The organism is Streptomyces synnematoformans (genome assembly GCF_039531005.1).
In the GTDB taxonomy this organism is placed as follows: Bacteria; Actinomycetota; Actinomycetes; order Streptomycetales; family Streptomycetaceae; genus Streptomyces; species Streptomyces synnematoformans.
In genome coordinates, this window is sequence record NZ_BAAAPF010000033.1 from 1 (window position 1) to 20267 (window position 20267).

Annotated in this window: 20 protein-coding genes and 3 pseudogenes; 19 read left to right on the forward strand and 4 right to left on the reverse strand. The window is 69.7% G+C overall.

The window, feature by feature from the left end; translation table 11 throughout:
• The 4 genes and pseudogenes from ABD317_RS08650 to ABD317_RS08665 all read left to right on the forward strand — a co-directional run.
• Window positions 1–687: pseudogene (locus tag ABD317_RS08650) on the forward strand (serine/threonine-protein kinase); the annotation flags it as partial.
• 139 nt (window positions 688–826) lie between these two features.
• Complete coding sequence (mqnC, locus tag ABD317_RS08655; RefSeq protein WP_027754868.1) at window positions 827–2023, forward strand: cyclic dehypoxanthinyl futalosine synthase; 1197 nt, start codon at window positions 827–829, stop codon at window positions 2021–2023.
• Window positions 2020–2715 (forward strand): demethylmenaquinone methyltransferase, encoded by a 696-nt coding sequence (locus tag ABD317_RS08660; protein WP_344289207.1) that lies wholly within the window; start codon window positions 2020–2022, stop codon window positions 2713–2715. Before mqnC ends, ABD317_RS08660 begins: the two co-directional genes overlap by 4 nt.
• Window positions 2716–2810: 95 nt before the next feature.
• Window positions 2811–4097, forward strand: a complete 1287-nt coding sequence (locus tag ABD317_RS08665; protein ID WP_027754866.1) for a geranylgeranyl reductase family protein — start codon at window positions 2811–2813, stop codon at window positions 4095–4097.
• Between the two features lie 124 nt (window positions 4098–4221).
• Here the strand turns inward: ABD317_RS08665 and ABD317_RS08670 are convergent, their stop codons facing one another.
• Window positions 4222–4953, reverse strand: a complete 732-nt coding sequence (locus ABD317_RS08670; protein WP_344289208.1) for a hypothetical protein — start codon at window positions 4951–4953, stop codon at window positions 4222–4224.
• A gap of 68 nt (window positions 4954–5021) precedes the next feature.
• The gene (locus ABD317_RS08675; protein ID WP_344289209.1) at window positions 5022–5144 is read right to left on the reverse strand and encodes a hypothetical protein; all 123 of its coding nucleotides are present in this window, start codon (window positions 5142–5144) and stop codon (window positions 5022–5024) included.
• A 342-nt stretch (window positions 5145–5486) separates the two neighbouring features.
• Between ABD317_RS08675 and ABD317_RS08680 the strand changes: the two are divergent.
• The 3 genes and pseudogenes from ABD317_RS08680 to ABD317_RS08690 all read left to right on the forward strand — a co-directional run bounded on the left by ABD317_RS08680 (window position 5487) and on the right by ABD317_RS08690 (window position 7044).
• Window positions 5487–5713, forward strand: a pseudogene (locus ABD317_RS08680) (hypothetical protein).
• Window positions 5697–6221: a DUF6879 family protein gene (locus ABD317_RS08685; protein WP_344289210.1), complete on the forward strand. Its 525-nt coding sequence runs from the start codon at window positions 5697–5699 to the stop codon at window positions 6219–6221. Before ABD317_RS08680 ends, ABD317_RS08685 begins: the two are co-directional and overlap by 17 nt.
• The gene (locus tag ABD317_RS08690; RefSeq protein WP_344289211.1) at window positions 6211–7044 is read left to right on the forward strand and encodes a helix-turn-helix domain-containing protein; all 834 of its coding nucleotides are present in this window, start codon (window positions 6211–6213) and stop codon (window positions 7042–7044) included. Before ABD317_RS08685 ends, ABD317_RS08690 begins: the two co-directional genes overlap by 11 nt.
• A 325-nt stretch (window positions 7045–7369) precedes the next feature.
• Here the strand turns inward: ABD317_RS08690 and ABD317_RS08695 are convergent.
• Window positions 7370–8175, reverse strand: a pseudogene (locus ABD317_RS08695) (IS5 family transposase).
• 273 nt (window positions 8176–8448) lie between these two features.
• Here ABD317_RS08695 and ABD317_RS08700 point away from each other — a divergent pair.
• The 5 genes from ABD317_RS08700 (at window position 8449) to ABD317_RS08720 (ending at window position 10704) form a co-directional block, all read left to right on the forward strand.
• Window positions 8449–8655, forward strand: coding sequence for a hypothetical protein (locus tag ABD317_RS08700; protein ID WP_344289212.1), 207 nt, complete (start codon window positions 8449–8451; stop codon window positions 8653–8655).
• Complete coding sequence (locus ABD317_RS08705; RefSeq protein WP_344289213.1) at window positions 8639–9154, forward strand: DUF6879 family protein; 516 nt, start codon at window positions 8639–8641, stop codon at window positions 9152–9154. Before ABD317_RS08700 ends, ABD317_RS08705 begins: the two co-directional genes overlap by 17 nt.
• On the forward strand, window positions 9151–9984 hold the full coding sequence (locus ABD317_RS08710; RefSeq protein WP_344289214.1) for a helix-turn-helix domain-containing protein: 834 nt from the start codon (window positions 9151–9153) through the stop codon (window positions 9982–9984). The genes ABD317_RS08705 and ABD317_RS08710 overlap by 4 nt, the downstream gene beginning before the upstream one ends.
• Window positions 9985–10144: 160 nt before the next feature.
• Window positions 10145–10363 (forward strand): hypothetical protein, encoded by a 219-nt coding sequence (locus ABD317_RS08715; protein ID WP_344289215.1) that lies wholly within the window; start codon window positions 10145–10147, stop codon window positions 10361–10363.
• Entirely contained in the window at window positions 10360–10704 is a 345-nt protein-coding gene (locus ABD317_RS08720; protein WP_344289216.1) for a hypothetical protein, read from the forward strand. Before ABD317_RS08715 ends, ABD317_RS08720 begins: the two co-directional genes overlap by 4 nt.
• Before the next feature lie 142 nt (window positions 10705–10846).
• On the opposite strand, the gene ABD317_RS08725 is transcribed toward ABD317_RS08720, so the two are convergent.
• Complete coding sequence (locus ABD317_RS08725; RefSeq protein WP_344289233.1) at window positions 10847–11614, reverse strand: C40 family peptidase; 768 nt, start codon at window positions 11612–11614, stop codon at window positions 10847–10849.
• Window positions 11615–12423: 809 nt separating this feature from the next.
• On the opposite strand from ABD317_RS08725, the gene ABD317_RS08730 reads away from it, so the two are divergent.
• Genes ABD317_RS08730 through ABD317_RS08760 form a run of 7 tightly spaced genes read left to right on the forward strand, consistent with a single transcriptional unit; the run spans window position 12424 to window position 20131 of the window.
• Window positions 12424–12783 (forward strand): NADH-quinone oxidoreductase subunit A, encoded by a 360-nt coding sequence (locus tag ABD317_RS08730; protein ID WP_027754858.1) that lies wholly within the window; start codon window positions 12424–12426, stop codon window positions 12781–12783.
• 12 nt (window positions 12784–12795) lie between these two features.
• Window positions 12796–13350, forward strand: a complete 555-nt coding sequence (locus tag ABD317_RS08735) for an NADH-quinone oxidoreductase subunit NuoB (RefSeq protein ID WP_027754857.1) — start codon at window positions 12796–12798, stop codon at window positions 13348–13350.
• Window positions 13347–14087, forward strand: a complete 741-nt coding sequence (locus ABD317_RS08740) for an NADH-quinone oxidoreductase subunit C (RefSeq protein WP_344289217.1) — start codon at window positions 13347–13349, stop codon at window positions 14085–14087. Before ABD317_RS08735 ends, ABD317_RS08740 begins: the two co-directional genes overlap by 4 nt.
• Entirely contained in the window at window positions 14087–15430 is a 1344-nt protein-coding gene (locus tag ABD317_RS08745; RefSeq protein ID WP_344289218.1) for an NADH-quinone oxidoreductase subunit D, read from the forward strand. The genes ABD317_RS08740 and ABD317_RS08745 overlap by 1 nt, the downstream gene beginning before the upstream one ends.
• Window positions 15427–16323, forward strand: a complete 897-nt coding sequence (nuoE, locus tag ABD317_RS08750) for an NADH-quinone oxidoreductase subunit NuoE (protein WP_344289219.1) — start codon at window positions 15427–15429, stop codon at window positions 16321–16323. Before ABD317_RS08745 ends, nuoE begins: the two co-directional genes overlap by 4 nt.
• Entirely contained in the window at window positions 16323–17669 is a 1347-nt protein-coding gene (gene nuoF / locus ABD317_RS08755) for an NADH-quinone oxidoreductase subunit NuoF (protein WP_344289220.1), read from the forward strand. The genes nuoE and nuoF overlap by 1 nt, the downstream gene beginning before the upstream one ends.
• The gene (locus ABD317_RS08760) at window positions 17666–20131 is read left to right on the forward strand and encodes an NADH-quinone oxidoreductase subunit G (RefSeq protein WP_344289221.1); all 2466 of its coding nucleotides are present in this window, start codon (window positions 17666–17668) and stop codon (window positions 20129–20131) included. The genes nuoF and ABD317_RS08760 overlap by 4 nt, the downstream gene beginning before the upstream one ends.
• Window positions 20132–20267 lie beyond the last annotated feature (136 nt).

Genomic DNA, 20267 nt, shown 5'->3' on the forward strand with positions numbered 1-20267 from the left:
GGCCCAGCGGCCAGCAGCCCCGCGGCCGGCGCCGCCGCCCTCGGGGCCGCCGCGGCGACGGCGCCCGAGCGCCGGGCGGAAGTCGGCCTGCGCTCGCGGCGGTTCAGCTGCACCCTGGTGCTCTCCGTCGCCGGCGCCCTGGCGGCGCTGATGCTCGGCCTGCTCGTCGTACCCGGACTGCTGGACGACGACGGCGACAGCCCGCGGGCCGGGGACACCACCGGCGGCCCCACCGGCAACGGCAACGGCAACGGCTCCGGCGGCGACTCCGGCGGGGCGACCGCCAGCCCTTCACCGGAGCCCACCGAGAGCACGGAGACGGGCGCCGTGCCGGAGAAGTTCGTCGGCGCCTGGGAGGGCGGGATCATCCAGGAGAACGGCGTACCGAACGGCGACGTCAGCGTGGAGATCAAGCCGGGCGGGAAGGGCGAGTACGTCGCGTACTTCGACTACTCCGTCTACGACATCGCGCACTGCTACAGCCGCGCCAAGCTCACCGCCGCCACCGGCACCACCCTCACCCTGCACGAGGAGGACGACCCGGCGCGGAAGAACTCCGCGGGCGTCTGCGCCTCCGGCGAGTCGACGGTCACGCTGACCCGCAAGAGCGGGACGACGATCGAGTACCGCTCCGACGCCGAAGCCTCGGGCAACCCGCACGCGACGCTGACGAAGAGCGCCGGCTGAGTACGAGCCCGGGAGAGGAACGGGAGAGGCCCGGGAGAGGCGGGGGAGGAGCGGGGAGAGGCCCGGCCGGAGCGGGCGACCTGCTCCGCGTAGGCTGGTGTTCGCTCGTACGCACCACTCGCGGAAGGGGCCGGTCACCGTGACCACCGATCTGCAGGCAGTCCTGGACCGCGCCGCCGCGGGCGGCCGCGTCACCCCCGGCGAGGCCCTCGACCTGTACCGCTCGGCCCCGCTGCACGCGCTGGGCGCCGCCGCCGACGCCGTGCGCCGCCGCCGCTACGCCGGCGCCGAGCACATCGCGACGTACATCATCGAGCGGAACATCAACTACACGAACGTCTGCGTCACCGCCTGCAAGTTCTGCGCCTTCTACGCCCCGCCCACCGCGCAGGACAAGGGCTGGACCCGCGGTCTGGACGACATCCTGCGCCGCTGCGAGGAGACCGTGCGGCTCGGCGGCACGCAGATCATGTTCCAGGGCGGCCACCACCCCGACTTCGGCGTGGAGTACTACGAAGAGCACTTCTCCGCGATCAAGAAGGCGTACCCGCAGCTGGTCATCCACTCCCTCGGCGCCTCCGAGGTCGAGCACATGGCCCGTATCTCCGGCACCACCGCCGAGGACGCCATCCGCCGCATCCACGCCGCCGGGCTCGACTCCTTCGCCGGCGCCGGCGCCGAGCTGCTCCCGGCGCGGGCGCGGCAGGCCATCGCACCTCTCAAGGAGAGCGGCGAGCGGTGGCTGGAGATCATGGAGACCGCGCACGGTCTGGGCGTGGAGTCGACGTCCACGATGCTGATGGGCACGGGCGAGACGAACGCCGAGCGGATCGAGCACCTGCGGATGATCCGCGACGTGCAGGACCGCACCGGCGGCTTCCGGGCCTTCATCCCGTACACGTACCAGCCGGAGAACAACAAGCTGAAGGGCCGCACCCAGGCGACCACGCTGGAGTACCTGCGGATGATCGCCGTCGCCCGGATCTTCCTCGACAACGTCGCGCACATCCAGGGCTCCTGGCTGACCACCGGCAAGGACGTCGGCCAGCTGACGCTGCACTACGGCGCGGACGACCTCGGCTCGGTGATGCTGGAGGAGAACGTGGTCTCCTCCGCGGGCGCGCGGCACCGCTCGAACCTGCGCGAGATCATCGAGATGATCCGCGGCGCCGACCGGGTGCCGGCGCAGCGTTCGACGACGTACGAGCACCTCGTGGTGCACGACGACCCGGCGCACGACCCCGTGGACGACCGCGTCGTGTCGCACCTGTCGTCCACCGCCATCGACGGCGGCACGGCGCACCCGGAGCTGACGCTGGTGGAGGCCGACCGGTGACGCGCGCGACCCTGGAGAAGGAGCCGCACGAGGTGGCGGCGATGTTCGACGACGTCGCCGCGAAGTACGACCTCACCAACGACGTCCTCTCCCTCGGCCAGGCGCGGCTGTGGCGCAGGGCGGTCGCCCGCGCGGTCGACGCGCGGCCGGGGCAGCGGGTGCTGGACCTGGCGGCGGGTACGGGCACGTCGTCGCTGCCCTTCGCGGCGGCGGGGGCGTACGTGGTGCCGTGCGACTTCTCGCTGGGGATGCTGCGCGAGGGCAGGCGGCGCCACCCGCGGCTGCCGCTGACGGCGGGGGACGCGACGCGGCTGCCGTTCGCGGACGGCGTCTTCGACGCGGTGACGATCTCCTTCGGGCTGCGGAACGTGCAGGAGACCGACGCGGCGCTGCGCGAGATGCGGCGGGTGACGCGGCCGGGCGGCCGGCTGGTGATCTGCGAGTTCTCGCATCCCACCTGGGCGCCCTTCCGCACCGTCTACACGGAGTACCTGATGCGCGCGCTGCCGCCGCTCGCAGAGCGGGTGAGCAGCAGCCCGGACGCGTACGTCTACCTCGCCGAGTCCATCCGCGCCTGGCCGGACCAGCCGGCGCTGGCCGCCCGGCTCGCCGCCGCCGGCTGGACCCGCCCGGCCTGGCGCAACCTCACCGGCGGCATCGTGGCCCTGCACCGCGCCCACGCCCCGAGCTGAGCCGGGGACCCGCGGGCCCGGGCCGGGGCGCGCGCGGGGGTGCCGGAGCTGCCACTTAGACTTCGGGGAACGACCCGCGTTACCTGGGAGCCGCCGTGACCGACGCTTCTGAGTCCACCCGCAGTGCCGATGTGATCGTCGTCGGGGCCGGGCCGGCCGGCTCGACGACCGCGTACTACCTGGCCAAGGCCGGACTCGACGTCCTGCTCCTGGAGAAGACGGCGTTCCCCCGCGAGAAGGTCTGCGGCGACGGGCTCACGCCGCGGGCCACCAAGCAGCTCGTCGCCATGGGCATCGACGTGTCCGAGGAGGCCGGCTGGCTGCGGAACAAGGGCCTGCGGATCATCGCCGGGGGCAACCGGCTGCAGCTCGACTGGCCGGAGCTGGCGGCATACCCGGACTACGGGCTGGTGCGCAAGCGCGACGACTTCGACCAGCAGCTCGCGCAGCAGGCGCAGAAGGCCGGCGCGCGGCTGTACGAGCGGTGCAACGTCGGACAGCCGATCATCGACGAGCGCACCGGCCGCATCACCGGCGTGCACGCCAGGCTCGGCGAGGAGAAGACGCCCGTCACCTTCCACGCCCCGCTCGTCATCGCCGCCGACGGCAACTCCTCGCGGCTCTCGCTGGCCATGGGCCTGCACCGCAACGAGAAGCGCCCGATGGGCGTGGCCGTACGGACGTACTTCACCTCCCCGCGGCACGAGGACGACTATCTGGAGTCCTGGCTGGAGCTGTGGGACAAGCGCGGCCCGGAGGACCGGCTGCTGCCCGGCTACGGCTGGGTCTTCGGCATGGGCGACGGCACGTCCAACGTGGGCCTCGGCATCCTGAACTCCTCGTCCGCCTTCAAGGAGCTGGACTGGCGGGACGTGCTCAAGGCGTGGTGCGCCTCGATGCCGGAGGAGTGGGGCTACACCCCGGACAACATGACCGGCCCCATCCGCGGCGCCGCCCTGCCGATGGCGTTCAACCGCCAGCCGCACTACGACCGCGGCCTGCTGCTCGTCGGCGACGCCGGCGGCATGGTCAACCCGTTCAACGGCGAGGGCATCGCGTACGCGATGGAGTCCGGCCAGATCGTCGCGGACGTCGTCGTGCAGGCCCACGGCCGCGCGACGTACGCCCAGCGGGAGCTGGCGCTGCACCGCTACCCGAAGGTGCTCAAGGACACCTACGGCGGCTACTACCAGCTGGGCCGCGCCTTCGTCCGCCTCATCGGCAACCCGAAGGTGATGAAGCTCGCCACCGAGCGCGGCCTGACGCACCCGGTGCTGATGCGCTTCACCCTGAAGCTCCTGGCGAACCTCACGGACCCGCAGGGCGGCGACGCGATGGACCGCATCATCAACGGCCTGACGAAGGTCGCCCCCCGCGCTTGAGAATGCGCGCACGCGCGCGCGAAGGGCACGCGGGAGCCCTGCCCGCCGGCGGGGCCCTTCCGCGTCGGCGTCGCCGCGGCGTCGGAGGGCGAGGTCGCCCGGCTGCGCGGGGCCAAGGCGCGTTTCAGCTCCGGCGCTGGGCTCTGATCCTGGCCATCGAGACTACGTCGTCCCGTGGGTGGCGCCACATGTTCTGCGGGTGGACAGCCTGGCGCTTGACCGGGCAGGCGCGGATGAAGGCGTCAAACTGGTCGTCGTTCCACGGAGGCACCCAAGCCCCGGAGCGGCAGACGAAGACCATGCTGTAGGTCAAGGCCGGCTTCTGGAATCCGTCGTCGATCTCCATGCGCACCGGGATCAACGGGGCCTCGGCAGGCCGGGACATGGACTCGCGCCACGGCGGCAGGTGAACGAACAGCTTGGATCCTGCCCAGTAGTGGGCCAACATCCAATTCTCTGCGGTGATCGCGCCCTTGGTCTTCCACTCATCGAACGTGGTGTTGTTCGGCTTGTAGCCGCAGTCGTGGTGGGCGTCGTACAGGTGGACGCTGTCCCAGGGGCCTTCACCTCCGACGTCGGAAGGGAAGAGCTGCCCGGCCCATGCGTTCGAGTCGGCGTAGAGGAGCCAGGCATGAGGGGAGAAGGAGAACCGGTCCCAGAAGCCTTTCCAGCCCTCGCAGCCGGGGAGGGGCAGGCCCCGCTCTATGAAAGGCCGTACGCGGTTGAGCCAAATGGCCTCCACGAACATCGGGTCCTCGGCTGCGGGCCAGGCGAACAGTTCATCGTGCGAGCCGAGGGGTGCACCAGCTGTGGGTGTAGGGAAGAAGTAGTCCCAGTCGACCACGAGCAGATCCATGGGCGGAACCTATCTGTGCATGGTGACAGTCCCCGGCTGAAGCCGGGGACTGAACGTGTGATGGTGGATCAGCGGCCGTGGCCGGGGGAGCCTGAGCCGCCCTTGCCGTCGCCATCCTCGATGTCTGTGTTATCGGGCTTGTCGTCGTCTCCGCCGTTCCGGAGAATGGCGAACTCGTCGATTTTTGGCATGGGGGTGCCCTCATCCCAGATTCGTGGTGTTTACGGGGCCCGGTCTGGAAACTCAGCCGCATTCGGGCCAACCCGCCCGGGCATGGATTCGCCTCGATTTCCTGCCCACCATGGTTCTACCGGGTCCAGATCGAGCGCCAGGAAGATTCGCGTAGTCGGGTAAAGATCATGGGCTGCAGGCGGCCGACCACTCTGCGTTGGGGCCCGTCGGCGAAGGCCAGGACTCAAGATCCTTACCCGACAACGTGAATATGGGTGATGCCGCATAGACGGCCGTGCCCGCTCCTCGTACCGTCGTACTCACCAGGCCCCGACCGGGGTCGGCAACGAGGGGGCTTCGACATGGCACGCGAAGACCTCATCAGGCTCACCCCGAGCGCGAACGGAAGCGACGCCCCGACGACCCGCCGTGCGGCAAGGACGACTGCCCGAACGTCTACCGGACCGCCTCCGGGTCGTTCGTGGTGCAGGGCGCCGTCTCCGAGGCTTTCGAGGCGCCGGAGGGCGAGTCGCTGGTTGAGATCCCGGAGGAGACGATGCGGGAGGCCGTTCGTGCTCTTGGATGGTGACTCCTGGCGCGCCAGGATGAACAACTTCCGGTCGGAGGCGTGGCGGCTTGAGACACTGCCGCAATACCTCGTCCCCCAGGAGGCCGAAGAACTGGAGCAGTGGCGTGCCGGCAAGCGACTCGATCCGCTCACTCATTCCGACGAGTACACCGACGACCTGAAGCGGCTTCGGAGTGAGGGAAAACGGAAGGGGCGGGTGCATATTGTGAGCCGCCCCCTGTCGGAATACTTGCGGTTTGAGTTCTCGCAGTACTACGAGGCGAACGTCAGGGCAGGCGACGAGATCCGGATTCTTGACGTCACGGACAGGCCGAACCCGCTTGCAGGCGTCCAGGATTTTTGGATGTTCGACCAGGAATCCGTGGTTCTTATGAACTACAAGCCTGACGGGACGCAGATCAATCGAGAACTCTACGATGGCGACGTCGCGAGATTCGTTGAGTATCAGCAGATCGCGGTGGCGGCGTCTGTGCCCTACTTGGAGTACGTGAAGGGTCTTGGCCTTTGAACCTGAGGAACTCGGTCGGAGAAGATCTGACCTAGCGGAAGCCCTCAAAGATCTACGCAGGCGGGCCGGGTGGACGCAAAGTCGACTCGCTTTGCGCTGCAATATGAGCCAAACGAAGATCAGTAATATCGAGGGCGGGAAGTTCATACCAACCCTCGTGGACGTTGAGCTTATTATTCGGGCTCTCGACGCATCGCCCGAGGTGATTGCCGAGACGACGGCGCTGGCGCGCCTGGCGAACACCGAGTGGCAGGACCATTGGGCGTTGCGGCGCCGTGGCCTGGATAAGCGGCAGAACGATCTGGCCGGCTTCGAGAAGGCATCGACCGAGTTTCGGTACTTTTTGCCGACGATGATTACGGGGCTACTGGCAACGCCTGAGTACGTCCGCGCGAGCCTCGCTGACGAGTCGAGCGACGTGAGTAGGACGATCGCGAAGAAGTTGGAACGTCAGGCCATCCTGTACGATCCTGCCAAGCGCTTCACCTTCATTCTGACCGAGCAGGCTGTTCGCTGGCCCTTGATCCCGGCAGGTGCTCTGGCGGTCCAAATCGACCGCCTAGTGTCGCTGTCCCGTCTTCCGAACGTCCACATCGGCGTCATTCCGATTGGAGCCGAGGTCAAGCCTGGCCCCCTGAACGTGTTCACGATATACGATGACCGCGTGGCGACTGTCGAGGTTTCCACTGGAGCGCTGATCTTTCGTGATCGGCGCGATGTAGCCACGTACCTGGACGAGTTTTCCCGCTTCGAGCGCTTCGCGCTCTTTGGCGAGAATGCGCGGGAGCGACTTGCGGAGTGGGCGACTATCTGTCGCTCTTAGTTTGATTGCTGATCGGGTGCGGGTGTCGGTGTGCCAGCACCTACACCACCGCGGTCACTGACCTGCTTGCGGAGCGCCCGAACCAGCGCGGCCGTGGCGCCACACCTGCGGCTGCTCTTGCGGATTCGCGTACAAGCCGGCGGCGCAGCGCTGACGAACGGGCGTGCCGACGAGGCGTGCGCGTACGGTCTTGCCGCAGTACTGACGCGGGAATCAGGTGATCTCAGCGCCGAGCCGAACCGCGACCAGTAGGCCGCGTCCTCGCTCGGGATGCTGCGCGCCAGCGTGCTGGGCGACGGCGTCTGTCAAATCCCTAAAGGTCGGTCTAGGGCGTTTCTGATGGCTCTTGGACGGTGTTGCGGAGCCAGATGACGATCGCCGTGACGGTCAGCGTGCCGTTGACGATGTAGTCGCGCTTGTCGTACCGGCTGGCCACGGCGCGGAACTGCTTCCACTTGCTCACGCACCGCTCAACCGCGTTGCGTCGGCGGTACTGGGCGGTGTCGAAGGCCGGTGGTCGGCCTCCGGTTCGTCCCCGGCGCTCGCGGTGGGCCCGCTGGTCATCCGGCTGCACGAGGGTGGCTTTGATCCCGCGTCGCCGCAGGTAGCGACGATTGTCGCGACTGGAATACGCCTTGTCGCCGCGTACCCGGTCCGGTCGGCTCCGCGGCCGGCCGGGACCGCGCCGCCGGATGCGTAAGCCGGCCAACACGGCCGCGAACATCGGGCTATCCCCCCCGCTGGCCGGGCCGGCGGGCGCCTGCGCGCCCCAGCCGCATGCTGGTGCGCCCGGCAGGAGGTGGAATCGATGTACACCGCCTACTCCCGCCGCCCGGTCTGCCGCTGAAGCACGCCGTCCAGGTCACCAGCGTCCGCCTCAATCTGCAGCGTCTCCAGGACGGTCTGCCAGGTGCCATCCGCCGACCAGCGGCGATGCCGCTCGTAGACGGTCTGCCAGGGGCCACAGCGCTCGGGCAGATCCGGCCACGGCACCCCGCTCCGGGCCCGGAACAACAGTCCATTGATCACCTTGCGGTGATCCGCCCACTGCCCACCCGGCTTGCCACCGGCGGGCAGGAGCGGCTCGATCCTCCGCCACTGCGCATCAGAGACTTCATGTCGCCGCACCATACGACGCGTCTGGCCAAACCCAGCACCGATCCATCCAGCACACCAAGAGCCATCAGAAACGCCCTAGTGGAAGGGAGCGTTTGTGCACGTCAGAGGCGCCAACCGGTGGACGAACCCGATTGGCGGCGTGATGGTCACGGGCGGCGCGGGGCGCCCTGTTCCATGATCCTTACCCAACATCGTGCATACCCACGTTCATGCATGGACGATGCGGGGTGTTCCACGTACCTTCTTCAGAGCGGCCCAATCAGGGCCAGGATCAAGGGAGTTCATATGACGCGCGGGGAACTGACCCGCCTCACCGGACCCGGCTCCGGGCCGTGCGGCGAAGAGGACTGCCCGAATGTCTACAAGGCCGCAGACGGCACCATTGTCGTCCAGGGGGCACCGGACGGAAGCTTCGCACCTCCCGAGGGTGAGGCGTTGGTTCGAATTCCTGAGAGTGTGCTCCGCGAGGCCGTCCGTGCACTTGGATGGTGAAGACTGGCGGTCGATGTTCCAGAACTTCAAGCAAGAAGCCTGGCGACTGGAGATGCTGCCCCAGTATCGCGTACCGCAGGAAGCCGAAGAGGTTCAGGCGTTCCGGGATGGCAAGCGAATTGATCCCGCGTCCTATGCATCGTCGTACACTGAGCGGCTGATTCGGCAGCACTCAGAGGGGAAGCGGAATGGGCGTGTGCATGTGGTAACACGACCACTCTCCGAGTATCTGCGATTTGAGTTCTCGCGGTACTATCGCGCGCACGCTCTTGCGGGAGAGGAGATTCGCATTCTCGACGTGACCGACCGTCCGAACCCGCTCGCTGATGCTCAGGATTTCTGGCTGTTCGACCGTTCAACCGTGGTGCTCATGAACTATGAGCCTGACGGCAAGCAGATCGGTCGCAAGCTGTACGAAGGTGATCCCGCGCAGTTCCTTGAATATCAGCGGATCGCACTCGCCGAGTCGGTTCCGTTCGCGGAGTACGCCAGCACGTGAAGTTGGTTCCGGAAGAGTTGGGGCAGTCTGGCCAAGAGCTTGCTGCCCTACTCAAAGAGCTTCGCTTGGCGGCCGGCCTCACCGGGGACCGGCTCGCCAAGCGTTGCAACCTGTCGCAAAGCACTATTAGTCGGTACGAGACAGGTAGTGCGCGTCCGTCATTGGTCGCAGTCGAACAGATCTTGTGGGCCGTAGAGGCGCCGCCCTCCATAGTCGCCCAGGTCACCGCACTTGCCCGCTTGGCGAATACGGAGTGGCGGAATGTGCGGGATCTGCGCCGTAAGGGACTCGGCTCCCGACAGGCTGAACTAAAGGCGCTAGAAGTGTCGTCCGGTCATATGCGCTACTTCCTGCTGTCAATGCTGACTGGACTTCTCGCAACACCGGAGTATGTGAGGGCGAGTCTCGCTCACTCGCCAGCCGATACCAGTAAGGCCGTCGCGGGGAAACTCGAACGCCAACAAATCCTGTACGACACAGGAAAGCAATTTACGTTCATCCTAACGGAACAGGCTATTCGTTTCCCGCTCACCCCTCCGCCTGCCATGGCAGTGCAACTCGACCGCCTGGCCTCATTGACGTATCTGCCGAACGTTCACATTGGCGTCATTGCCACGGGGACGGCGCTCCCGTCACTTCCGCTGAACACCTTTACTATCTACGACAATCACATGGCGACGGTCGAACTATCCACGGGGTCAGTAGTGTTTCGTGATCCTCGCGATGTGCAAAGCTACCTGGACCAGTTTGAAGGATACGAGAGAGTGGCGCTCTTCGAGAACGACGCGAGGGAATTCCTCGCAACTTGGGCTCACGCATTCCGTTCATGATCTTTACCCAACAACGCGGATACTCCTCGCCCTGTCGTCCCGTGCGCACAACCATGGTGGGCATGGTGGTGAAGGCGAATTCCGGCCCGGTGGGGTCGGCCCGACGGTTGGCCGAAGCATTCCATGCCGTGACCGTGGGCGCGGCGGGAGGTGATGTGTCGTGACGACGGCCGATGGCAAGATCCGGGAGGCGACAGCGGCGCATGCGGAGTTGTCGGCAGCGTTGCGGAAGGCGGGGGTCAGCTTCCCCGCTATGGACGTGAAGCCGCAAGGGGTGAAGGATGGCAAGCCATCTTACGGCATGGTCGAGTTGGGCACGGTGTCGCCGCCGGTGGCGAAGTGGCTTGCGCACCTCATCGCGCGGGGGGCGGAGACGTGAGCGGCCACCTGGCGGGGGCGCGCTTGTTGCCGTGGCTGACCGATGACGGACGGCGCTGCTACGCCCAGGACGGCGGTTGGCTGGCGCTGTACGCGGATGTGCTCGAAGGTGATCAGCTCGCCATGGGCTACGGCCTGTTGGACCGGGCCGCAGAGATCGTCAACAGTGGAGCGTCGGAGGCCGAGTTGCGGTTCCTGGTGGAGCGGCTGAGTGAGGCACTGCGCGACGCGCTGAGGGTCGCCGAGTGCCGCGGGGAGCGGGTAGCCGATCCGGACGACGACGGCCGGTCAGACGACGGCAACGGGCCGGACTGGGCGCCCCCGGCTGAGGCGTTCGGGTGAGCGCCGCGGAGCATCCACATCGAGCATGTCGGCCGCAGCTCGTGAGGCCGGGCTTGAGAACTCGCGCACAATACGCCTGAAAACGTATGCCAGGGCCCCGGCCGGACGTCCGGCCGGGGCCCTCGTGCTGTGCGGATACGGGTCAGAGGACCCGGACGGCCGAGGTGGGCATGTAGTACGACATCTCCTGGACCACCACGCCCTTCGACGGGTTCGCCGCGTCCAGGTACTTGCCGTCGCCGACGTAGACGGCCACGTGGTACGCCGAGCCGACGCCGCCCCAGAAGACCAGGTCGCCGGGCTGGACGTCGGAGACCGCCACCGGGGTGCCGGCCGTGGACTGCTCCGCGGCCGTGCGCGGCAGCTCCACGCCCACCGTGCGGAACGCCGCCTGGGTCAGGCCCGAGCAGTCGTACGCCGACGGGCCGCTGGCGCCCAGCACGTAGGCCTTGCCGACCTGGGCGTTGAGGAAGTCCAGCACCGTGCCGACGCTGCCCGACGCGGCCGGGGCGGCCGCCGGGGTCTCGGCGGCCGGGGCGGACTCAGCCGACGGCGTGGCGGCGCTGGTGGTGGTCAGCTCCGCGCGCTCCGCCGCGCGGGCCGCCGCGCGCTCCTGGGCGCGCCTCTCGGCGGCGGCGCGGGCGTCCGCCTCCTTCTTGGCCTCCGCGGCCTCCTTGCGGGCCTTCTCGGCGGCCTCCTGCGCGTCCTTGACGAGTTCGAGGCGCAGTGCCGCGGTCTGGGTGGCGTCGGCGCTCTGTTCGACGCCGGCGGTGAGCGCCGTGCTCACGTCGACGCCGACGGGGGCGTCGACGTCCACGGCGGGGAGTTCGGCCGTCGACTCCGGGGCCGTCGCCCCCGCCGTCCTGCTGCTGTCTGCGAGGGCGGGAGCGGACGCCGCCGTCGCGACCATGGTGCCGAGGGCGCCACCGGCGACTCCGGTGCGGACGACCCACGCGGGGGCCTGCCGGCGCCGGGGTTTCCGGTGGCTGGGTATGTGCGGTTTACGGGACATGAGGACCAGCGCTATCAGGGGGAAGGTCCGGGATTCAACACTCGTGGGATGCGCCACACTTGGCGGCCCGGCCGGTGAAATGCGGCATTTGGGCCGTCTGTTCCGCGGACCGTTTCCGCCACCGCGCCCCGCCGGCGCCGTTACCTACGCGATACGCACGGCATTTGGGCGACGCGCCGAACGTTGCCGGACGGTTATCACTTCTGCCGCCGCAAACCAAGCAAGGGTCGCTGCTCCGGATCGCGGTCTGTGGCCCACATCACTCCGGCCCGTTTCCGTGCCCCGCGACCCTCCCGGGTCGCTTGAGAGGGTGTGCGCAAGCGCCGGAAGGGCGGAATGCCAATTGAGCGCGCGGGCGCTCGAATTCGCTTCCGGCGACCTCGCGCCGAAATCGCCCGCGCACCGCGCCCCGCCGGACACACCCCGCTGACCTGCGACGTCCCGGCCGTAACGGACATCCGGTGATCGTTCCTTCGCACCGTGTGAAGAGTCGGGCGATCATTCGTTCGCCCGATCGATCGCCGGGTGGTTAAGATCACAAAGCTGTAGGGGACCCCCGTGTCGCAGATCACAGAGCGGGGGGCATAAGATGCCCATCAGTAGGGCTTGTGAACTGCCTCACATGAGCACGATCTTGGTGGGGCGGGTACACGAGTCCGGTGTGGACTGGCAGGCAGTCATCGTCGACTGAGAGGAGCGGGGCAGCGGTGAACGTATACACGCCGATCCTCGTGCTCGGCGCCATTGCGGCAGCCTTCGCGGTGTTCTCCGTGGTCGCGGCGGCGCTCGTGGGTCCGAAGCGCTACAACCGGGCCAAGCTCGAAGCCTACGAGTGCGGCATCGAACCGACGCCGGTGCCGCCCGGCGGCGGCCGCTTCCCGGTCAAGTACTACCTGACGGCGATGTTGTTCATCATCTTCGACATCGAGATCGTCTTCCTCTACCCCTGGGCCGTCTCCTTCGACGCCCTGGGGATCTTCGGGCTCGTGGAGATGCTGCTCTTCGTGCTCACCGTCTTCGTCGCGTACGCCTACGTGTGGCGGCGCGGCGGACTGGAATGGGACTAGGGGGCACCACCAATGGGACTTGAGGAAAAGCTCCCGAGCGGGTTCATCCTGAGCACGGTCGAGCAGGCCGCCGGGCTGGCACGCAAGTCGTCCGTCTTCCCGGCGACGTTCGGCCTGGCCTGCTGCGCGTTCGAGATGATGACCGCCGGCGCCGGCCGCTACGACCTGGCGCGCTTCGGCATGGAGGTCTTCCGCGGCTCACCCCGCCAGGCCGACCTGATGATCGTCGCCGGCCGGGTGAGCCAGAAGATGGCGCCGGTGCTGCGCCAGGTCTACGACCAGATGCCGAACCCCAAGTGGGTCATCTCCATGGGCGTCTGCGCATCCTCCGGCGGCATGTTCAACAACTACGCGATCGTGCAGGGCGTCGACCACGTCGTGCCGGTCGACATCTACCTGCCCGGCTGCCCGCCGCGCCCCGAGATGCTCCTGGACTCGATCCTCAAGCTGCACGAGAAGATCCGCGAGGAGAAGCTCGGCGTGAACCGCGAGGAGGCCGCCCGGGAGGCCGAGGAGGCCGCGATGAAGGCGCTGCCGACGATCGAGATGAAGGGTCTTCTCCGGTGACCGAGGCGAACGCGGACGGGGTGAACCCCGACCAGGACCTGAACGCCGAGAACCTGCCGGGCCGGCGCGGCGACCACGGCGAGACCATCCGCGTCCAGCGCGGCATGTTCGGCGCCGACAACGGCGGCGACACCTCCGGGTACGGCGGCCTCGTGCGCAGCGTCCGGCTGCCCGGCGGCTCCGTACGCCCGTACGGCGGCTGGTTCGACGAGGTCGCCGACGAGCTGGAGGGCGCCCTCGACGAGCAGGGGGTCGCCCCCGAGAGCGCCATCGAGAAGACCGTTGTCGACCGCGACGAGCTGACCTTCCACATCGACCGCGCGCACCTGCCGCGCGTGATGCGCACCCTGCGCGACGACCCGGCGCTCCGCTTCGAGCTGTGCACCGGCGTCTCCGGCGTGCACTACCCCGGCGACGAGGGCCGCGAGCTGCACGCCGTCTACCACCTGCGCTCCCTCACCCACACCAGGCTGATCCGGGTCGAGGTCAGCGCGCCCGACGACGATCCGCACATCCCGTCCGTCGTGGACGTCTACCCGACGAACGACTGGCACGAGCGCGAGGTCTACGACTTCTTCGGCATCATCTTCGACGGCCACCCCGCGCTGACCCGGATCTTCATGCCCGACGACTGGCAGGGCTTCCCGCAGCGCAAGGACTACCCCCTCGGCGGCATCCCCGTCGAGTACAAGGGCGCCCAGATCCCGGCTCCCGACCAGCGGAGGTCGTACAGCTGATGAGCACCACCCACGCGACCGGAACGACACCGGGGGCCTCGGCCCGGGAGACCACCGAGGGCACGGTCTACACCGTCACCGGCGGCGACTGGGACGAACTGGCCCAGTCGGTGCACCGGGCCGACGACGAGCGGATCGTCGTCAACATGGGCCCGCAGCACCCCTCCACCCACGGCGTGCTGCGGCTCATCCTGGAGATCGACGGCGAGACCGTGACCGAGTGCCGCTGCGGCATCGGCTACCTGCACACCGGCATCGAGAAGAACCTCGAATACCGGACCTGGACCCAGGGCTCCACCTTCGTGACCCGCATGGACTACCTGACCTCGTTCTTCAACGAGGCCGGGTACTCCATGGCGGTGGAGAGGCTGCTCGGCATCACCGACGAGGTGCCCGACCGGGCCACCGTCATCCGGGTGCTGCTGATGGAGCTGAACCGGATCGCCTCCCACCTGGTGGCCATCGCCACCGGCGGCATGGAGCTGGGCGCCACCACGGTCATGGTCTACGGCTTCCGCGACCGCGAGATGGTCCTCGACCTCTTCGAGCTGATCACCGGCCTGCGCATGAACCACGCGTTCATCCGCCCCGGCGGCCTCGCCCAGGACCTGCCCCCGGGCGCGGTCGACGCCATCCGCGAGACCGTCAGGACGCTCCGCAAGAACCTCCCGGAGTACGACAAGCTGGCCACCAACAACCCGGTGTTCAAGGCCCGCCTGCAGGACACCGCGTACCTGGACCTGGCCGGCTGCATGTCGCTCGGCGCCACCGGCCCGATCCTGCGCGCCACCGGGCTGCCGCACGACCTGCGCAAGACGGACCCGTACTGCGGCTACGAGACGTACGACTTCGAGGTCCCCACCGCGGACACCGCCGACGCCTACGGCCGGTTCCTCATCCGGCTGGAGGAGATGCGCCAGTCGCTGCACATCGTCGAGCAGTGCGTGGACCGGCTGGAGCCCGGCCCGGTGATGGTCGCCGACAAGAAGATCGCCTGGCCCGCGCAGCTCGCGCTGGGCCCCGACGGCCTGGGCAACTCGCTGGACCACATCAAGAACATCATGGGCACCTCGATGGAGGCCCTGATCCACCACTTCAAGCTGGTCACCGAGGGCTTCCGGGTGCCGCCCGGACAGGCGTACGTGGCACTGGAGTCCCCCAAGGGCGAACTCGGCGTGCACGCCGTCAGCGACGGCGGCACCCGCCCGTTCCGGGTGCACTTCCGCGAGCCGTCGTTCGTCAACCTGCAGGCCATCGCGGCCATGACCGAGGGCGGCCAGGTGGCCGACGTGATCGTGGCGATCGCATCCATCGACCCCGTGCTGGGAGGCGTCGACCGATGACGACAGCAGAACGTGACGCGGGGGCGGACGCCGTCCAGCTGGGCATGCCCCGGCTGCCCGCCCCCGACTACCCGGCCGACGTGCGCGAGCGGCTGGCCGCGGACGCCCGGGAGATCATCGCCCGCTACCCCGGCAGCCGTTCCGCGCTGCTGCCGATGCTGCACCTGGTGCAGTCGGAGGAGGGGCACGTCACCCGCACCGGCATGCAGTTCTGCGCCGAGATGCTGGACCTGACCGCCGCCGAGGTGACCGCGGTCGCCACCTTCTACACCATGTACCGGCGCAAGCCCTCCGGCGACTACCAGGTCGGGGTCTGCACCAACACGCTCTGCGCGGTCATGGGCGGCGACGCCATCTTCGACGACCTGAAGGAGCACCTGGGCGTCGGCAACCAGGAGACCACCGAGGACGGCAAGGTCACCCTGGAGCACATCGAGTGCAACGCCGCCTGCGACTACGCGCCCGTGGTGATGGTCAACTGGGAGTTCTTCGACAACCAGACGCCCGAGTCCGCCCGCCGGCTCGTCGACGACCTGCGCGCCGGCCACGAGGTGCACCCCACCCGCGGCGCGAAGCTCTGCACGTTCAAGGAGACCGCCCGCATCCTGGCCGGCTTCCCCGACGAGCGCCCCGGCGCGGTCGCCGAGTCCGGCGGCGCCGGCCCCGCCTCGCTCGTCGGGCTGCGCCTGGCCAGGGGCGAGGAGCCCGCCGGGCGCGCGGCCACCCGGCGCGCCGAGCCGCACCCGGAGAACCCGCCGCCGGACGCGCTGGCCGACCAGCCGCCGGCCGGCCACCCCAGCTCGCACGACGCGCCGCAGGAGACGTCCGCCTCCGACCCGGCGCACCCGTCCACCGCGTCCGCGGAGGAGCCCACCGAGGAGGAGGGGGCGTGATGACCGTCGACACGCCGGAGAAGCTGCTGACCCCGGTGCTCTCCGCCTTCTGGGACCACTCCGAGTCCTGGACGCTGGAGACGTACCGGCACCACGAGGGCTACGAGGGCCTGCGCAAGGCGCTCGCGATGCCGCCCGACGACGTCATCGCCTACGTCAAGGACGCCGGCCTGCGCGGCCGCGGCGGCGCCGGCTTCCCCACCGGCATGAAGTGGCAGTTCATCCCGCAGGGCGACGGCAAGCCGCACTACCTCGTCGTCAACGCCGACGAGTCGGAGCCGGGCACCTGCAAGGACATCCCGCTGCTCTTCGCCAACCCGCACTCCCTCATCGAGGGCATCGTCATCGCCTGCCACGCGTTCCGGTCGAACCACGCGTTCATCTACCTGCGCGGCGAGACCGTGCCGGTGCTGCGCAGGCTGCACGAGGCGGTGCGCGAGGCGTACGCCGCCGGCTTCCTCGGCGAGGACATCCTCGGCTCCGGGCTCAACCTGGACGTCACGGTGCACGCCGGCGCCGGCGCGTACATCTGCGGCGAGGAGACCGCGCTCCTCGACTCGCTGGAGGGCCGCCGCGGCCAGCCCCGGCTGCGTCCCCCCTTCCCCGCCGTCGAGGGCCTCTACGCCTGCCCCACCGTGGTGAACAACGTCGAGTCCATCGCCTCGGTTCCCGCGATCATGAACAGGGGCAAGGAGTGGTTCCGGACCATGGGCAGCGAGAAGTCCCCGGGCTTCACGCTGTACTCGCTCTCCGGCCACGTCGCCCGCCCCGGCCAGTACGAGGCGCCGCTCGGCATCACGCTGCGCCAGCTGCTCGACATGGGCGGCGGCATGCGCCCCGGCCACCGGCTGAAGTTCTGGACCCCCGGCGGCTCCTCCACCCCGATGCTCACCGAGGAGCACCTCGACGTCCCCCTCGACTACGAGGGCGTCGGCGGCGCCGGCTCCATGCTCGGCACCAAGGCGCTGCAGTGCTTCGACGAGACGACCTGCGTGGTGCGGGCCGTCACCCGCTGGACCGAGTTCTACGAGCACGAGTCCTGCGGCAAGTGCACGCCCTGCCGCGAGGGCACGTACTGGCTCGTCCAGCTGCTCCGCGACATCGAGGCCGGCAAGGGCGCGCTGGCCGACCTCGACAAGCTCGACGACATCGCCGACAACATCAACGGCAAGTCGTTCTGCGCCCTGGGCGACGGCGCCGCCGCGCCGATCTTCTCCTCGCTGAAGTACTTCCGCGAGGAGTACGAGCAGCACGTCACCGGCGGCGGCTGCCCCTTCGACCCTGTCAAGTCCACCGCCTGGGCCGACACCCCCGGCTCCACGACCCACCGGGAGGTGACCGCGTGACCGTCACGGAGCCGGAGAAGGCCCCGGAGCAGGCCCCGGAGAACCTGGTCACGCTGACCATCGACGGCGTCGAGGTCAGCGTGCCCAAGGGCACCCTGGTCATCCGCGCCGCCGAGCAGCTCGGCATCGAGGTCCCGCGGTTCTGCGACCACCCGCTGCTCGACCCCGTCGGCGCCTGCCGGCAGTGCATCGTCGAGATCGAGGGCCAGCGCAAGCCGTCGGCGTCCTGCACCATCACCTGCACCGACGGGATGGTCGTCAAGACCCAGCTGACCTCCGACGTCGCCGAGAAGTCGCAGCGCGGCGTGATGGAGCTGCTGCTCATCAACCACCCGCTGGACTGCCCGGTCTGCGACAAGGGCGGCGAGTGCCCGCTGCAGAACCAGGCGATGTCCGCCGGGCAGGCCGAGAGCCGCTTCGAGGGCCAGAAGCGCACCTTCGAGAAGCCCGTGCCGATCTCGGCGCAGGTGCTGCTCGACCGCGAGCGCTGCGTGCTGTGCGCGCGCTGCACCCGGTTCTCCGACCAGATCGCGGGCGACCCGATGATCGAGCTGCTGGAGCGCGGCGCGCTGCAGCAGGTCGGCACCGGCGAGGGCGTGCCCTTCGAGTCGTACTTCTCCGGGAACACCATCCAGATCTGCCCGGTCGGCGCGCTCACCTCGAAGATGTACCGCTTCCGCTCGCGCCCCTTCGACCTGGTGTCCTCGCCGTCGGTCTGCGAGCACTGCGCCGGCGGCTGCGCCACCCGCACCGACCACCGCCGCGGCAAGGTCATGCGCCGGCTCGCCGGAAACGACCCGGAGGTCAACGAGGAGTGGCTGTGCGACAAGGGCCGCTTCGGCTTCCGCTACGCCCAGCTGCCCGACCGGCTGACCCACCCGCTGGTCCGCGACGAGGACGGTGAGCTGCAGCCGGCGAGCTGGCCCGAGGCGCTGCGCGCCGCGGCCGCCGGGCTGGCGGCGGCCCGCGGCCGGGCAGGGGTACTCACCGGCGGGCGGCTGACGCTGGAGGACTCCTACGCGTACGCCAAGTTCGCCCGGGCCGCGCTCGACACCAACGACATCGACTTCCGCGCCCGGGTGCACAGCACCGAGGAGACCGAGTTCCTGGCCGCGCAGGTCGCGGGCCGCGGGCTCGGCGTCACCTACGGCGCGCTGGAGAAGGCGCCCGCGGTGCTGCTCGCCGGTCTGGAGGCCGAGGAGGAGGCGCCCGGCGTCTTCCTCCGGCTGCGCAAGGCGTGGCGGAAGAAGGGCCTCCAGGTCTACGCGATCGCCCCCTTCGCCACCCGCGGCCTCACGAAGGCCGGCGGCACGCTGCTGCCCGCAGCCCCCGGCACCGAGCCGAGCTGGCTGGACGCCCTCGGCTCCGGCGCAGGACTCGGCGACGACGGCAAGGCCGCGTCCGACGCGCTGCGCCGGCCGGGCGCGGTGATCCTCGCCGGCGAGCGGCTGGCGGGCGTGCGCGGCGCGCTGTCCGCGGTGGTACGCACCGCGGAGGCCACCGGCGCCACCCTGGCGTGGATCCCGCGCCGCGCCGGCGAGCGCGGCGCGGTCGAGGCCGGCGCGCTGCCCGGGATGCTGCCCGGCGGCCGCTCCGCGACCGACGCCGAGGCGCGTCGCGAGACCGCCGCCGCGTGGGGCCTGGCCGAACTGCCGCACAGGGCCGGCCGCGACACCGGCGAGATCCTCGACGCCGCGGTCGCCGGGGACCTCGGCGCGCTGCTGGTCGGCGGCGTCGAGCTGACCGACCTGCCGGATCCGGAGAAGGCCCGCGAGGCGCTGGACCGGGCGGAGTTCGTGGTCAGCCTGGAGCAGCGGCCCAGCGAGGTCACCGAGCGGTCCGACGTGGTCTTCCCGGTGGCCGCCGCCGCCGAGAAGCAGGGCACGTACCTCAACTGGGAGGGCCGCGCCCGGCCGTTCGAGGCGGCGCTGAAGCCGGACCAGATGACCCGTCGGCTCGCCCCCGCCGACCAGCGGGTGCTGCACATGCTCGCCGACGCCCTCGACGTCCACCTGGGCCTGCCCGACGCCCGTACCGTACGGGCCGAGCTGGACCGCCTCGGCATCCGCACGTCCGGCCCCCGCCCGGCGCCGCCGGACGACCGCGCCGCGCCGCTGCCGCGGCCCGGCGACGGCGAGGCGGTGACGGCGGGCCACCGGCTGCTGCTCGACGAGGGCCGGCTGCAGGAGGGCGACGACGCCCTGGCCGACACCCGCCACGAGGCCGCCGCCCGGCTCTCGCCCGCCACCGCGGCGGCCACCGGCGTCGCCGACGGCGAGCCGCTGGCGGTCACCGGGCCCGCCGGCACGGTGACGCTCCCGCTGCGGGTCACCGCGGAGCTGCCCGACCAGGTCGTCTGGCTGCCGCTGCAGTCGACGGCCCCGGGCGTCACGGCGGCGACGGGCGCCAACCCCGGCGACCTGGTCCAGGTTTCCGCCGTATCCAAGGAGGTCGAAGCGTGACTTCGATGCGGAGTCGAGCAGGGGCCCGCCCGGCGCAGTCGGCGCGGCGCGGCGCCGCGCCCGGCGCGCCCGGCGCTGCCGCGCCGGCCTGCTGCGGTCCGGCGGCCCGCGTGGCCGCGTACACGACGGAGGCACG

Excerpts from the sequence above, each read along its gene's own strand:
- ABD317_RS08700 (WP_344289212.1), top strand. The coding sequence starts at position 8,449 with ATGACGCGCGGGGAACTGACCCGCCTCACCGGACCCGGCTCCGGGCCG.
- nuoE (WP_344289219.1), top strand. The coding sequence starts at position 15,427 with ATGACGACAGCAGAACGTGACGCGGGGGCGGACGCCGTCCAGCTGGGC.
- nuoF (WP_344289220.1), top strand. The coding sequence starts at position 16,323 with ATGACCGTCGACACGCCGGAGAAGCTGCTGACCCCGGTGCTCTCCGCC.
- ABD317_RS08670 (WP_344289208.1), bottom strand. The coding sequence starts at position 4,953 with ATGGATCTGCTCGTGGTCGACTGGGACTACTTCTTCCCTACACCCACA.
- ABD317_RS08725 (WP_344289233.1), bottom strand. The coding sequence starts at position 11,614 with ATGGTCGCGACGGCGGCGTCCGCTCCCGCCCTCGCAGACAGCAGCAGG.
- ABD317_RS08735 (WP_027754857.1), top strand. The coding sequence starts at position 12,796 with ATGGGACTTGAGGAAAAGCTCCCGAGCGGGTTCATCCTGAGCACGGTC.
- ABD317_RS08675 (WP_344289209.1), bottom strand. The coding sequence starts at position 5,144 with ATGCCAAAAATCGACGAGTTCGCCATTCTCCGGAACGGCGGAGACGAC.
- ABD317_RS08745 (WP_344289218.1), top strand. The coding sequence starts at position 14,087 with ATGAGCACCACCCACGCGACCGGAACGACACCGGGGGCCTCGGCCCGG.